The organism is Streptomyces sp. N50, from assembly GCF_033335955.1.
GTDB lineage: Bacteria > Actinomycetota > Actinomycetes > Streptomycetales > Streptomycetaceae > Streptomyces.
This window is the reverse complement of sequence record NZ_CP137549.1, coordinates 309,108-322,461: the sequence shown is the minus strand read 5'-3', so window position 1 is coordinate 322,461 and position 13,354 is coordinate 309,108. Positions and strand designations below refer to the sequence as shown.

Annotated in this window: 13 protein-coding genes; 9 read left to right on the top strand and 4 right to left on the bottom strand. The window is 71.5% G+C overall.

All coding sequences use genetic code 11. The features are described 5' to 3' along the window. Positions 1-27: 27 nt before the first annotated feature. Both R2B38_RS01490 and R2B38_RS01485 read left to right on the top strand, forming a co-directional pair. Complete coding sequence (locus tag R2B38_RS01490; protein ID WP_318014553.1) at positions 28-1,710, top strand: protein kinase domain-containing protein; 1,683 nt, start codon at positions 28-30, stop codon at positions 1,708-1,710. Positions 1,711-1,807: 97 nt separating this feature from the next. Further along, the gene (locus R2B38_RS01485; protein WP_318014552.1) at positions 1,808-3,103 is read left to right on the top strand and encodes a lanthionine synthetase LanC family protein; all 1,296 of its coding nucleotides are present in this window, start codon (positions 1,808-1,810) and stop codon (positions 3,101-3,103) included. Here R2B38_RS01485 and R2B38_RS01480 read toward each other — a convergent pair. The 4 genes from R2B38_RS01480 to paaI form a co-directional block, all read right to left on the bottom strand. Beyond that, positions 3,100-3,888 carry an SAM-dependent methyltransferase gene (locus R2B38_RS01480; protein WP_318014551.1) on the bottom strand — a complete coding sequence of 263 codons (789 nt, stop codon included), beginning with the start codon at positions 3,886-3,888 and terminating at the stop codon, positions 3,100-3,102. The two genes, R2B38_RS01485 and R2B38_RS01480, sit on opposite strands and share 4 nt — an antisense overlap. A gap of 138 nt (positions 3,889-4,026) precedes the next feature. Next, complete coding sequence (locus R2B38_RS01475) at positions 4,027-4,668, bottom strand: TetR/AcrR family transcriptional regulator (protein WP_318014550.1); 642 nt, start codon at positions 4,666-4,668, stop codon at positions 4,027-4,029. A gap of 52 nt (positions 4,669-4,720) precedes the next feature. Next, on the bottom strand, positions 4,721-6,085 hold the full coding sequence (gene paaK, locus R2B38_RS01470; protein ID WP_318014549.1) for a phenylacetate--CoA ligase PaaK: 1,365 nt from the start codon (positions 6,083-6,085) through the stop codon (positions 4,721-4,723). Continuing rightward, the gene (gene paaI, locus R2B38_RS01465) at positions 6,082-6,513 is read right to left on the bottom strand and encodes a hydroxyphenylacetyl-CoA thioesterase PaaI (RefSeq protein WP_033278566.1); all 432 of its coding nucleotides are present in this window, start codon (positions 6,511-6,513) and stop codon (positions 6,082-6,084) included. The genes paaK and paaI overlap by 4 nt, the downstream gene beginning before the upstream one ends. A 94-nt stretch (positions 6,514-6,607) precedes the next feature. Between paaI and paaN the strand changes: the two genes are divergently transcribed. The 7 genes from paaN (at position 6,608) to paaB (ending at position 13,349) form a co-directional block, all read left to right on the top strand. Continuing rightward, positions 6,608-8,320: a phenylacetic acid degradation protein PaaN gene (gene paaN, locus R2B38_RS01460; RefSeq protein ID WP_318014548.1), complete on the top strand. Its 1,713-nt coding sequence runs from the start codon at positions 6,608-6,610 to the stop codon at positions 8,318-8,320. Then, entirely contained in the window at positions 8,313-9,506 is a 1,194-nt protein-coding gene (locus tag R2B38_RS01455) for a thiolase family protein (RefSeq protein ID WP_318014547.1), read from the top strand. Before paaN ends, R2B38_RS01455 begins: the two co-directional genes overlap by 8 nt. Then, complete coding sequence (locus R2B38_RS01450; RefSeq protein ID WP_318014546.1) at positions 9,503-10,282, top strand: enoyl-CoA hydratase/isomerase family protein; 780 nt, start codon at positions 9,503-9,505, stop codon at positions 10,280-10,282. The genes R2B38_RS01455 and R2B38_RS01450 overlap by 4 nt, the downstream gene beginning before the upstream one ends. Then, positions 10,279-11,145 (top strand): 3-hydroxyacyl-CoA dehydrogenase family protein, encoded by an 867-nt coding sequence (locus R2B38_RS01445; RefSeq protein ID WP_318014545.1) that lies wholly within the window; start codon positions 10,279-10,281, stop codon positions 11,143-11,145. The genes R2B38_RS01450 and R2B38_RS01445 overlap by 4 nt, the downstream gene beginning before the upstream one ends. Next, complete coding sequence (locus R2B38_RS01440) at positions 11,142-11,930, top strand: enoyl-CoA hydratase/isomerase family protein (protein WP_318014544.1); 789 nt, start codon at positions 11,142-11,144, stop codon at positions 11,928-11,930. Before R2B38_RS01445 ends, R2B38_RS01440 begins: the two co-directional genes overlap by 4 nt. A gap of 127 nt (positions 11,931-12,057) precedes the next feature. Then, positions 12,058-13,068 (top strand): 1,2-phenylacetyl-CoA epoxidase subunit PaaA, encoded by a 1,011-nt coding sequence (paaA, locus tag R2B38_RS01435; protein ID WP_318014543.1) that lies wholly within the window; start codon positions 12,058-12,060, stop codon positions 13,066-13,068. Further along, the gene (gene paaB / locus R2B38_RS01430) at positions 13,065-13,349 is read left to right on the top strand and encodes a 1,2-phenylacetyl-CoA epoxidase subunit PaaB (RefSeq protein ID WP_019075091.1); all 285 of its coding nucleotides are present in this window, start codon (positions 13,065-13,067) and stop codon (positions 13,347-13,349) included. Before paaA ends, paaB begins: the two co-directional genes overlap by 4 nt. Positions 13,350-13,354: the final 5 nt, after the last annotated feature.

Sequence of the window (13,354 nt, the reverse complement as noted above, 5' to 3'; positions counted from 1 at the left end):
CGGTTCCACCCAAGGAGGACATGTCCCGTGCTTTCGCTCGATGGTTCCGACCCATCGCACATAGGCCGTTACCGTCTGGTCGGCAGACTCGGCGAGGGCGGGATGGGGAGGGTGTACCTCGCGCGTTCGCCGGGCGGCCGTCCCGCCGCCGTGAAGGTGATCAACGACCACCTGCGCCATGACGAACACGCCCTCAGCCGGTTCCGCCGCGAGGTGGAGACCCTGGGTACGGTCCGCAGCGCGTACACGGCCTCGCTCATCGACGCGGAGCTGGACACGCCGCCGTACTGGCTGGCCACCGAGTACGTGCCGGGGCCCACGCTGCACGCCGCGATCGTGGCCAACGGACCGCTCCCCGCCGACCTGGCCCGCGTGATGCTGGCTGCCCTGGCCGAGGGCCTGGACGCCATCCATGTCCGCGGTGTGTGGCATCGGGACCTCAAGCCGCACAACGTCATCCTCTCGGCGACCGGCCCGCAACTGATCGACTTCGGCATCGCCAGGACCACCGGCACGTCCAACCTGACGCAGGTCGGCGGGGCGATGGGCAGCCCCGGCTTCATCGCGCCGGAGACGATCACGGGTGGCGAGACCGGTCCGGGCGCGGACGTGTTCGCCCTCGGGGCCACGCTGGCGTTCGCCGTCACCGGCCGACCGCCGTACGGGGACGGGCCGTTCGCGGCCGTGTCGTACCGTTCGGTGCACGGCGAGATCGACCTGCGGGGTGTGGACCCCGGCGTCGCCGAGCTGATCGCGGCGTGCGCGCAGAGCGACCCCGCGCTGCGCCCCACTCCGCATCAGATCGTCGAACTCTGCAAGGCCGAGGCCGACCTGGTCCACCATCCCGCTTACCAACGGGCGCTCGCCGTAGGCTCGTTGACGGATCGTCAGCGTGCCGCGACCGTCGCCGACAACGCGAGCGGCGGGTCGGTCGTCTCCTCGGACGCGATGACGGCCGTAGCCCCGCGGACGGCGGCGGCGTTGGACGGCGGCGCGCGGGAAGCCCATGCCGCCACCCTCCTCGCGCCGAACCCGGGCCTGGACACCCCCACCCAGCCGCACGTGCCGGATGTCTACGGCCCCTATCCGGCGGGAACCGGACCCACCCCGCCCCCGGAGAGCGGAGGCGACCGCGGGCGTCGCACGCTCTGGACCGCCGTCGGCGCGGCCGCGCTGGTCGTCGTCGCCGGCTCCGGGCTGCTCCTGTTCAACACCCTCGATGACAAGGGCAACAGCAAGAGCAAGGACTCGGCATCCGCTCATGCCACACCGTCCGCCGGCGCCGGCCGCGCCGCCCAGGTGTCGGCCTCCCCTTCCGCGAGCGGAGCGACGGCGTCTCCAACTGCTTCTGCCTCAGGCGCAGATGACACCAAGTTGCCCGACGCCGTGGTGGTGAAGTCCCCCTTCACCTTCGAGGTCGGGAAGTTCATCCAGACCGTACGCTCGAAACTGATCATGCAGACGGACGGCAACCTCGTGCTCTACGACACGTCCGGCACGGCCCACTGGGCGAGCCAGACCCAGGGTGCGGGCAACACGGCCGTGTTCCAGGAGGACGGCAACCTCGTGGTCTACGACGCTCAGCACCAGGCACTGTGGAGCAGCAACACCCAAGGCGCCACCGGGGCCGTGCTCAAGGTGCTGGAGGACGGCAACATGGTCATAGCGACCGATGCCGCTGTCGCCTGGCAGACCAACACCGCGGGTTGAGGGCGGGGGCGCGCGGCCGACGAGGCGAACTCGGCTGACGTATCAGCTGAGTTGGCGCCCCCTGGGCGGGTCCGGAAGATCATGCGAGAGTGGGCGCATGACGGCACCAGAAGCCACGGTCGTGGCGGTCGACGAGGTCGAGGAACTCGCGGTGGACGCGCTGCGCCGGCTGATCGGCGCGGCACGGGAAACCCCCGGAGGAGGCCTCGCCTGGTCGGGAAAGCCCTCGGACGACGAGCCGAACCCGTCCCTCTACAGCGGTACGGCCGGCCACGTCCCCGCACTCCTGGAGGCATGGCGGCACTTCGGCGACGACTCCTACGCCGACGCGGCCCTGCGGGCGGGCCTCGGTCTCGCGGACTCCGTCGACGGCATCGAGGACGACTCCCTCTACTTCGGCCGTACCGGAGTGGCCCTCGTCCTGCGGACCTTGCACGAAGAACTCGGGGACGCGGCCGCCGGTGCCGCCGCCGACCGCGCCCTGCACCTCGTACGGTCACGCTTCGACGGGACCCGCTGGGGCGAGCTGTTCGAGCTGATGGGCGGCAACGCGGGGATCGGTTTCGGCGCACTCCTCGCCGGCGACCCCGAACTGGCCGTCCTGGCCGTGGAGCCGTACCTGCGGACGGCGGAGCTGACTCCGGCGGGCGTCCAGTGGCCCCACCGCCCGGGCATCGAATCCCGTCTGCACCACATCTCGCACGGCACACTCGGCATCGTCCTGGGACTCGCCCGGGTCGGCGAGGGGACCGGCCGCCATGACCTGGTCGACCTCGGGCTGGCCGGTGCCGCGGACGTCGTGTCACGCGACGAGGCGGGCCCGGAAGGCTTTCTGGTCCGGCACTCCACCCCGCAGTACCGCCCCGACGTGGTCCCGCCCGTCAGCTACGGCTGGTGCCACGGCCCGGCGGGCGACGCCCAGGTCTTCCGGCTCCTGCGGGACATCACGGCCGACCCCGCCTGGTCCGCCCTCGCCGACCGCTGCTGGCACACGGTCACCCACTCCGGCCTGCCCGAGCGGCTGTACCCCGGCTTCTGGGACAACAACGGCCGCTGCTGTGGCACCGCGGGCGTCCTGGCCCTGGCCTGCGACCGGATCGCCGAACAACGCGACCAGCGGGGACAGCAGGACCCGTACGACTTCGCAAGCGTCCTCGTCGCGGACCTGGCCGCCCGTGCCACCCGCGACGGCGACGGCGCCCGCTGGTCGAACGTCGAACACCGGGCCACCCCAAGCGACTTGGAGCCGTTGACGGGCTGGGGGATGGGCAACGCGGGCATCGTCCGCGAACTCCTGCGCTTCGTACGGCTCGGCCGAGGAGGCGATCCGCGCTACGCGTTCACGTGGCCCGACCAGGCACCGGTGCGGGCTCAGGACCCGAGCCGCCGCTAGCGGACCCGTGCCACCGCCGCGTAGATCCCGCTGCCCTCGGGAGCCTCCTCCGACGCCGGTGGATTCCACTCCGTCGCCGTCACCAGGCCGGGCGGCACCAGTTCGAGGTCGTCGAAGAAGCGGACCACCTCGGGGCGGGTGCGGAAGCCGAGCTTGATGCCGCCCTTGGCGTACTCGGCGGTGACCTGGGCGGCGAGCTCGGGGTACAGGTCGGACGCGGCGTGGGACAGGACCAGATAGCTGCCGGACGGCAGGGTCGCGACGAGGTTGCGGACGATGCCGTGGGCGTCCTGCTCGTCCGGGATGAAGTGCATCAGCGCGATCAGCGACAGGGCGATCGGGCGGCTGAAGTCCAGGACGTGGCGGGCGTGTTCGACGATGAGCCCGGGCTCGCGCACATCGGCCTGGATGTAGTCGGTGACCCCGTCGGGGTGACTGACCAGCAGTGCCTCGGCGTGACGCAGGACGATCGGGTCGTAGTCGGTGTACACGACCTTCGCCGTCGGCACGGTCCGCTGGACGATCTGGTGCAGGTTGGGCGCGGTGGGGATGCCCGTGCCGATGTCCAGGAACTGGTCGATGCCCTGCCCGGCGAGCCAGGTCGCCGCGCGGTGCATGAACTCCCGGTTCTGCCGCGCCGCGTCCTTCGCCTCGGGCGGCAGCTTCTCGCCCACGGCCTCGTCGACCGGGTAGTTGTCCTTGCCGCCCAGCAGCCAGTCGTAGACCCGCGCGGGGTGTGCCTTGCCGGTGTCGATCTGCGGTGACGGCTGGGGGTCGGTCGTCATGGCAACTCCATCGCGGCAGGTGAGAGGGGCAGTCGAGAGGGGCGGAGCCCGCTTCCGATCATCGTACTCGGGGTGCTCCATATGGCCTGTGGGGGAGGGGAGTTGGGGCTCGCCGCTCCCGTCGGTCTGCCGCTCCCGTCAGCTCGCCGCACGTCCGTGCAGGCCGTCGAAGAGGATGGTCGTCAGGGCGTCGGCCAGCGTCTCCACGGTCAGGTCGCGGTCCGGGCGGTACCACTCCACGAGGGAGTTGACGGTGCCGAACAGCAGGCGGCTGGCGAGGTGCGGGTCGATGTCCGCCCGTATACCGCCCTCGGCCGCCGCCCGCGTCATCAACTCCGCGACCCGGTGGTCGAATTCACGGCGCCGGGCCAGCGCCCGCTGCTCCACCTCGCTGTTGCCGTGCAGCCGCAACAGCAGGGTGACGTACGGCAGTTCGGCGGCCAGCACCTCGACGCTGCGGTGGATGACGCGCTTCATCCCGGCCGTCGCGGTCGTGCCGGCGGACCTGCCCCGCCGGTCCCCGGCCTCCTCCTCGTCGAGTACGGCGAAGAGGGCGTCCAGGGCGCGGTTGACCGCGAGTTCGAGGAGCTCCTCCTTGCCGGACACATGGTGGTAGATGCTCGACTTGCTGAGGCCCAGGCGCCTGGCCAGTTCCTCCATGCCGGTGCCGTCGTAGCCGCGTTCGTTGAAGACCACGACGGCGACCTCCACCAGGGAGTCGCGGTCGTAGGCGGGACGGCCGTGGCGGCCGGCCGGGTTCTGCACAGGTGTCCTGGTCACTGGGCCATTGTGACCCGGCCGGCGGCCGGGCCGGGCGGAACGGCCCGGGAGGTCACTGGTCCCGCAGATCCCTGACCCGGCGGATCTTGCCCACCGAGCGCTCCAGGGTCTCCGGATCGACGATCTCCACCGCCACGGTCACGCCCACGCCGTCCTTGACGCCCTTGCCGATCGCCGCCGCGGCGGCGTCCCGCTGTTCGGGAGTGGCACCGGGGCGGGCCTCGGCGCGGACCGTCATGTGGTCCATGCGGCCGCGGCGGCTCAGCTGGATCGTGAAGTGTGGGGCGACAGCCGGGGTGCGGAGCAGGATCTCCTCGATCTGGCTGGGGAAGACGTTCACCCCGCGCAGGATGATCATGTCGTCGCAGCGGCCGGTGATCTTCTCGATGCGCCGGAACGCCGGGCGGGCCGTACCGGGGAGGAGCCGGGTCAGGTCGCGGGTGCGGTAGCGGATGATCGGCACGGCCTCCTTGGTGAGGGAGGTGAAGGTCAGTTCGCCGCTGTCGCCGTCGGGCAGCACCTCGTCGGAGATCGGGTCGACGATCTCCGGGTAGAAGTGGTCCTCCCACACGTGCAGGCCGTCCTTGGTCTCCACGCACTCCTGCGCGACGCCCGGGCCGATGACCTCCGACAGGCCGTAGATGTCGACCGCGTGGATGTCCATACGCTCCTCGATCTCGCGGCGCATCTCCTCCGTCCACGGCTCGGCACCGAAGATGCCCACCTTGAGGGAGCTGGTGCGCGGGTCGACGCCCTGGCGCTCGAACTCGTCGAGGAGGGTGAGCATGTAGGACGGGGTGACCATGATGATCTCGGGCTTGAAGTCCTGGATGATCTGCACCTGGCGGGCGGTCATGCCCCCGGAGGCGGGAATCACCGTGCAGCCCGCGCGCTCGGCACCGTAGTGGGCGCCCAGACCACCGGTGAACAACCCATAGCCGTACGACACATGGATCTTGTGGCCGGGGCGGCCGCCGGCCGCGCGGATCGAACGCGCCACCACGTCGGCCCACATGGAAAGGTCGTTCTCCGTGTAGCCGACGACCGTGGGGCGGCCGGTGGTGCCGCTGGAGGCGTGCACGCGGCGGACCTGGTCCATGGGGACGGCGAACATGCCGAAGGGGTACGTGTCCCGCAGGTCGGCCTTGGTGGTGAAGGGGAACCGGGCCAGGTCCTCGAGGGTGCGGCAGTCGCCGGGTTTGACGCCGGCCTCGTCGAACTTGCGGCGGTACAGCTCCACGTTGTCGTAGGCGTGCCTCAACGTGGCCTGGAGCAGGCCGAGTTGGTGCTCGCGCAACTCCTCGCGGCTCAGGCGCTCGGCGGCGTCCAGCAACCCGTCGGGGAGCGGCTCCCCGAGGCGCGGACTCACGGGCGGCGAAGCCGGTGGGGCCGCCGGGGCTGTCAGGTCGCTGCTCATGGAGACTCCTTCGTCTTCGCGCTGTTGATCATGCGGCTGCGGCCGCGGAACTCCGCGATCACCTGGTCGCCGCGCACCACGCTCACGTCGTAGATGCCGCTGCGTCCGAACCGGGTGCGCTCCGTCGCCGTGGCCACCAGGACGTCGCCCTCGTGGGCCGGGGCGACGAAGTCGATGTCGGCCGCGGCGGCCACGGTCACCGGGCCATGGCTGTTGCAGGCACAGGCGAACGCGGAGTCCGCGAGGAGGAACAGATAACCGCCGTGGGCGATCTTGTGTCCGTTGACCATGGCCGGGGTCACGGTCATACGGAGCACGGCGGTCCCTGCGCCGTGCTCGACGAGCTCCATCCCGAGAGCCCGGGACGCCTCGTCCGCGGCGAACATCCTCGCCGTCGGACCGGAGGCCGTGTCAGCGGCCTGCGTCATTTTCCACCACCTTGTGGACCGACCGAACATTCGGTTAGCGTGCGTCACGGCCAAGTAATCCAGCAACACCACTGCCTGTCAAGAGGTGGAACGCATGCCCCAGACCAGCTCCGAGCTGCCCGACTTCTTCTCCCGCCACCGCGCCCTGCTGGAACAGGCGGTCGCCGCGACCGCCACGCGTGACCACTGGACGCCGTATCCGGAGTCGCCCAGCAAGTCGGTCTACGGCGAGGACGCGGCCAAGATCGGCGAAGCCGCGTTCGAGGAGCAGCTCGGCGGGTCCTTCGAGCTGGCGGGGCATCCCGGCGACGGGCGCGTGTCGGCCGCCGAGACCTCCCCGTACGGCTTCGAGCTGGGCATCTCCTACCCCCGCGTTGCCCCGGAGGAGGCGGTGTCCGCCGCGCTGGCGGCTACCGGGCCCTGGCGCGACGCGGGCCCCGACACCCGCGCCGGAGTCGCCGCCGAGATCCTGGCCCGGCTGAACGCGGCGAGCTTCGAGATCGCGCACGCCGTGCAGCACACCACCGGGCAGGCCTTCGTCATGGCGTTCCAGGCGGGCGGCCCGCACGCCCAGGACCGCGGTCTGGAGGCCGTCGCCTACGCCTGGGCCGAGCAGAAGCGGCACCCGGGCACCGCCCGCTGGAGCAAACCGCAGCGCAAGGGCGGCCCGCAGGTGCTGGACAAGAAGTTCACCCCGGTCGGCCGCGGGGTCTCGCTGCTGATCGCCTGCAACACCTTCCCGACCTGGAACGGCTACCCGGGCCTGTTCGCCAGCCTGGTCACCGGCAACCCGGTCGTGGTCAAGCCGCACCCGGGCGCCGTCCTCCCGCTCGCGGTCACCGTACGGATCGCCCGCGAGGTACTGGCCGAGGCGGGCTTCGACCCGAACCTCGTGATCCTCGCCGCCGAGGAGCCCGGGGGCCGGAGCGCCGCCGTCCTCGCGCTGCACCCGGACGTCCGGATCATCGACTTCACCGGCTCCACGGAGTTCGGCGACTGGCTGGAGACCAACGCCCGCCAGGCCCTCGTGTACACCGAGAAGGCCGGTCTGAACACCGTCGTCCTCGACTCCACCGACGACTACCGCGGCCTGCTCGGCAACCTCGCCTTCTCGCTGGCCCTCTACAGCGGCCAGATGTGCACCACCCCGCAGAACCTCCTGATCCCGCGCGACGGCATCACCACCGACCAAGGCCCACGCAGCGCCGACGAGTTCGCGGCAGACCTGGCTACGGCGCTGGACAAGCTGCTCGGCGACCCCGCCCGCGCCGCCGGCACCCTCGGCGCGATCGTCAACGACGGCGTGCGGGACCGCCTGGAACAGGCCGCGACGGTCGGTCGTACGGTGCGTGCGTCCGCGCCCGTCGACCACCCCGAGCACCCGAAGGCCGTCGTCCGTACGCCCCTGATCGCCCGCCTCGATGCCGAGGATGACCGGGAGACGTACACGCGGGAATGGTTCGGGCCGGTGTCGTTCGTCATCGGCACCGACTCCACCGAGCACAGTCTGCGGATCCTGCGCGAGACCGTGCGGGCGCACGGCGCGCTGACCGCCGCCGTCCACTCCACCAGTGAACTGGTGCTGGACGCAGCCGAGTTGGCGGCCTTGGACGCGGGCGTGCACCTCTCCGAGAACCTCACCGGTGGCGTCTTCGTCAACCAGTCCGCCGCGTTCAGCGACTTCCACGGCAGCGCCGCCAACCCGGCCGCCAGCGCCACCCTGTCCGACCCCGCGTTCGTCACCGGCCGCTTCGCGACCCTCCAGTCGCGCCGGCCCGCACCCGCCGAGGAGACCCCCGATGCCTGAGCTGTCCTCCGACGAGGTCTATCTGATCGACGGGGCCCGCACCCCGCAGGGCCGCTACGGCGGTGCCCTCGCCTCCGTACGGCCCGACGACCTCGCCGCACTGGTCGTCGGCGAGGCGGTACGGCGCGCCGGAATCCCGGCCGAGCAGGTCGACGAGGTGATCCTCGGTGCCGCGAACCAGGCCGGTGAGGACAACCGGGACGTGGCCCGCATGGCCGTCCTGCTCGCCGGGTTGCCGCACACCGTCCCCGGCTACACCGTCAACCGGCTCTGCGCCTCCGGCCTGACCGCCGTGGCCTCGGCCGCCCAGGCGATCCGCTCCGGCGAGGCGGACCTGGTCGTCGCGGGCGGTGTGGAGTCCATGACCCGCGCCCCCTGGGTGATGGCCAAGCCCGGCACCCCGTGGGCCAAGCCGGGGGAGGTGCACGACACCTCGCTCGGCTGGCGCTTCACCAATCCGCGCTTCGCCGCCCAGCAGACCCTGTCGATGGGGGAGACCGCCGAGGAGGTCGCCGCGCTCGACGGCATCACCCGCGCCGAGTCCGACGCGTTCGCGCTGCGCAGCCATCAACGGGCCGTCGCAGCCCAGGAGTTGGGCCACTTCGACCGGGAGATCGTGCCGGTCCCGTTGAAGGACGGCGAGGTGACCCGCGACGAGGGCCCGCGCCCCGGCACCACGCTGGAGAAGCTCGGCTCGCTGCGCACCATCTTCCGCGACGGCGGGATCGTCACCGCCGGCTCCTCCTCACCGCTGTCCGACGGCGCCGCCGCCCTGGTGGTCGCGAGCGGCGCGGCCGTCCGACGCCACGGGCTCACCCCGAGGGCCCGGATCGTCACCGCGGCCTCGGCCGGAGTGCAGCCCCACATCATGGGCCTCGGCCCGGTGCCCGCCACCGAGAAGGCACTCGACCGCGCGGGTTGGCAGACCGGTGACCTGGACGCGATCGAACTCAACGAAGCCTTCGCCGCCCAGGCCCTCGCGGTCACGCGCCGACTGAAGCTGGACGAGGAGAAGGTCAACGCCGACGGCGGAGCGATCGCCCTCGGCCATCCGCTCGGCTGCTCCGGCGCCCGTATCCTCCTCACCCTGCTCGGCCGCCTGGAGCGCGAGAACGGCAGCCGGGGCCTGGCCACGCTGTGCGTCGGGGTCGGGCAGGGCGTGGCGATGCTCGTGGAGCGGGTATGAGCGCCCCCACCGGGACCGGCCCGTACGAGACCCTCCTCGTCGAGGAGCGCGAGGACCGGGTCGTCGTCACCCTGCACCGCCCCGAATCCCGCAACGCCATCAGTGGCCGGATGATCCGCGAACTGCACGCCGTCTGCGACCAGTTGGAGCAGAACCCCAAGCTGCTCCTGCTCACCGGACACGGCGGAGTCTTCGCGGGCGGTGCCGACATCGCGGAGCTGCTGGCACGCGGCCGGGACGAGGCACTGCAGGGCATCAACAGCCGTCTCTTCGAGCGCGTACGCCGGCTGCCGATGCCGACCCTCGCCGCGGTGGACGGCTGGGCGCTGGGCGGCGGCGCGGAACTGTCGTACGCCTGCGACCTCCGTATCGCCGGACCGGACGCCGTCTTCGGCAACCCGGAACCCGGGCTCGGCATCCTCGCCGCGGCCGGTGCCTGCTGGCGGCTGCCCGAGCTGGTGGGGGAATCCATCGCCAAGCAGGTGCTGCTCGCCGGACGGAATCTCGACGCGCCTGCCGCCCTGGCCGCCGGGCTGGTCATCGACGTCGTACCGGCGGAGAAGCTGCTGGACGAGGCGCACGCGCTGCTCGACCGCATGGCCCGTTCGTCGGCCACGGCCCTGAGGCTCACCAAGCTTGTCGTCGACTCGCCCGGCGCCCACCCGGTCGCCGACGACCTCGCACAGGCCGTGCTCTTCGAGGGACAGGACAAGCGGGACCGAATGACACGCTTCCTGAACAAGAGGGACCTGGAGAAGAGGAGCAGTCGAGCATGAGCCCAACACCCCACTCGGCACCGGCAGTTGTCGGTGTGATCGGCGGCGGCCGGATGGGCGCCGGGATCGCGCAGTCCTTCGCGGCGGCCGGTTCGTCCGTGACCGTCGTGGAGAGCGGCGAGGCGGCCTCGGCCGCTGCGTACGACCGGGTTGCCACCGGCTTGAAGCGAGCTGCCGAGCGCGGGCTGCTCAGCGAACCCGCCGAGCAGATCCTCGCCCGCGTCACCATGGCGGACTCGGTCGAGGGACTGCCCGCCGACGCGGACCTCGTCGTCGAGGCCGTCCCCGAGGACGCCGGGCTCAAGGCCCGCGTGCTCGCGGCGGCCGAGCGGGCGGTGGGCGCGACGACCGTGCTGGCCACCAACACCAGCTCCCTCTCGGTCACCGAACTCGCCGCCGCGCTCATCCGGCCCGGCCGCTTCCTCGGCCTGCACTTCTTCAACCCGGTTCCCGCCTCGGCCCTGGTCGAGATCGTCGTAGCCCCGCACACCGAGCCTGCCGCCGTCATCGCGGCCCTCGACTGGACGCACGCCCTCGGCAAGAAGGACGTCACCGTCAAGGACTCGCCCGGCTTCGCCAGCAGCCGTCTCGGACTGGCGCTCGGCCTGGAGGCGATCCGCATGGTCGAGGAGGGAGTCGCCGAACCGGAGGCCATCGACGACGCGATGAGCCTCGGCTACAAGCACCCCATGGGACCGCTGCGCCTCACCGACCTGGTCGGCCTCGACGTACGCCTGGCCATCGCCGAGTACCTGCACTCCACCCTCGGCGAGCGCTTCGCCCCGCCACAGCTGTTGCGCGACAAGGTCGCACGCGGTGAGCTGGGCCGAAAGACGGGACAGGGGTTCTACGAGTGGAAGTGAGCGCGTCCCCGGACGGCGTCGGCTATCGCCTGGACGCCGGTGTCGCCATCATCGAGTTGCGCAGGCCCGCGCTCGATGTCGCCCTGAGGGGTGGGCTGTTGGCCGCCGCACGTCAGGTGCACGACGACGGGGACGCGGTCCGTGCCGTGCTGCTCACCGCGCGGGGCAAGCACTTCTGCGTGGGGCAGGACCTCAAGGAGCACGCCCGCGCGCTGGAGAACGGGCCCGCGGTCGCCTTCGCCTGCCTACGGGACGAGTACAACCCCCTCGTGGAGGCGCTGCACGCGCTGACCCAGCCGGTGGTCGTCGCCGTCGAGGGCGCGTGTGTCGGGGCCGGGCTCGGGCTGGCGCTCTGCGCGGATGTGCGGGTCGCGGCCGAAGGGGCACGGTTCGCCACTGCGTTCACCGGGATCGGGCTGGCCGCCGACAGCGGGTTGAGTGGTGCGCTGGCGCAGGCGGTGGGTCCGTCGCGGGCCGCGGCGTTGATGCTGCTCGGGGATCGGTTCGGGGCGGAGGACGCGGAGCGGTGGGGGCTGGTGCACCGGGTCGTGCCCGATGGCCAAGCCGCTGCGGAGGGATGTGCCCTGGCCGCGCGGCTGGCCGCCGGGCCCACCGCCGCCTACGCGGAGGTCAAGGCGCTGCTGCGGGACGCGCCCGGCGCGAGCCTTGCCACCGTGTTGGAACGGGAGGCTGCGGCACAGGAGCGGCTGGGGGCGACCCGGGACCATCGGGCGGCCGTAGAGGCGTTTCTGGCGCGGGCCGAGCCGTCGTTCGAGGGCCGGTGACAAGGCCGGTGAGAGGGCCGGTGAGACCGCTGGTGACCAGCCATTCACCCGGCAGGTCTTGCCTCGCCGGGGGAAACCCATCAGACTAGGTACCGAACGAATGGTCGGTAGGGAAGTTGGTGTGTCGATGACCAGCACAGGCACGGAGGCGTCAGCCGCCGGCTGGGACGAAGCGCGGCTCGGCGAGCAGTTCGATGCCACGATCGCGAAGGACCAGCGGATCGAGCCCCGCGACTGGATGCCCGACGGCTATCGCAAGACCCTGATCCGGCAGATCGCGCAGCACGCGCACTCCGAGATCATCGGGATGCAGCCGGAGGGTGACTGGATCACCCGCGCGCCCTCCCTGCGCCGCAAGGCGATCCTCTTCGCGAAGGTGCAGGACGAGGCCGGACACGGACTGTATCTGTACTCGGCCGCCGAGACCCTGGGCGCGGACCGCGCGGAGCTGACCGACGCGCTGATCAGCGGTCGGCAGAAGTACTCGTCGATCTTCAACTACCCGACACCGACCTTCGCCGACGTCGGCGTGATCGGCTGGTTCGTGGACGGCGCGGCGATCTGCAACCAGGTGCCGCTGTGCCGCTGTTCGTACGGGCCGTACGCGCGGGCCATGGTGCGGGTGTGCAAGGAGGAGTCCTTCCACCAGCGCCAGGGTTACGAGTTGCTGCTCACGATGATGCGCGGCACGGACGGCCAGCGGGCCATGGTGCAGGACGCGGTGGACCGTTGGTGGTGGCCGTCGCTGATGATGTTCGGCCCGCCCGACGACGACTCGCCCAACTCGGCGCGTTCCATGGCCTGGAAGATCAAGCGGCACAGCAACGACGAACTGCGTCAGCGCTTCGTCGACATGACGGTCCCGCAGGCGGAGAAGCTCGGAGTCACCCTGCCCGACCCGGAGTTGAGCTGGAACGAGGAGCGGGGTCACCACGACTTCGGCACCCCGGACTGGTCCGAGTTGCAGCGCGTGATCAGCGGCGACGGACCGCGCAACGCCGAGCGGGTCTCCCGCCGCCGGGCCGCCCACGAGGAGGGCGCCTGGGTCCGGGAGGCGGCCACCGCCCACGCGGCCAAGCAGGCCGCCCGTGCCCAGGAAACCGCCCGTACACAGAAGACCGAAGGAGCGGCGGCATGACGCAGGACTGGCCCCTGTACGAGGTGTTCGTCCGCGGCAAGCGCGGCCTGAACCACGTCCACGTCGGCTCGCTTCACGCCGCCGACGACGCCATGGCCCTCACCCACGCCCGCGACCTCTACACGCGGCGCAACGAGGGCGTGTCCATCTGGGTCGTGCGCTCCGAGCACATCGCCGCCTCGACGCGCGACGAGAAGGACCCCTTCTTCGCGCCGAGCGCCGACAAGGTCTACCGCCACCCCACGTTCTACGACATCCCCGACGACGTCCCCCACATCTAGGAGCA

What these genes read in the sequence shown, in the direction of transcription:
- R2B38_RS01445 (WP_318014545.1), top strand. Translation starts at nt 10,279, where the DNA reads ATGAGCCCAACACCCCACTCGGCACCGGCAGTTGTCGGTGTGATCGGC.
- paaN (WP_318014548.1), top strand. Translation starts at nt 6,608, where the DNA reads ATGCCCCAGACCAGCTCCGAGCTGCCCGACTTCTTCTCCCGCCACCGC.
- paaB (WP_019075091.1), top strand. Translation starts at nt 13,065, where the DNA reads ATGACGCAGGACTGGCCCCTGTACGAGGTGTTCGTCCGCGGCAAGCGC.
- paaK (WP_318014549.1), bottom strand. Translation starts at nt 6,085, where the DNA reads ATGAGCAGCGACCTGACAGCCCCGGCGGCCCCACCGGCTTCGCCGCCC.
- paaA (WP_318014543.1), top strand. Translation starts at nt 12,058, where the DNA reads ATGACCAGCACAGGCACGGAGGCGTCAGCCGCCGGCTGGGACGAAGCG.
- R2B38_RS01455 (WP_318014547.1), top strand. Translation starts at nt 8,313, where the DNA reads ATGCCTGAGCTGTCCTCCGACGAGGTCTATCTGATCGACGGGGCCCGC.
- R2B38_RS01480 (WP_318014551.1), bottom strand. Translation starts at nt 3,888, where the DNA reads ATGACGACCGACCCCCAGCCGTCACCGCAGATCGACACCGGCAAGGCA.
- R2B38_RS01485 (WP_318014552.1), top strand. Translation starts at nt 1,808, where the DNA reads ATGACGGCACCAGAAGCCACGGTCGTGGCGGTCGACGAGGTCGAGGAA.
- paaI (WP_033278566.1), bottom strand. Translation starts at nt 6,513, where the DNA reads ATGACGCAGGCCGCTGACACGGCCTCCGGTCCGACGGCGAGGATGTTC.
- R2B38_RS01450 (WP_318014546.1), top strand. Translation starts at nt 9,503, where the DNA reads ATGAGCGCCCCCACCGGGACCGGCCCGTACGAGACCCTCCTCGTCGAG.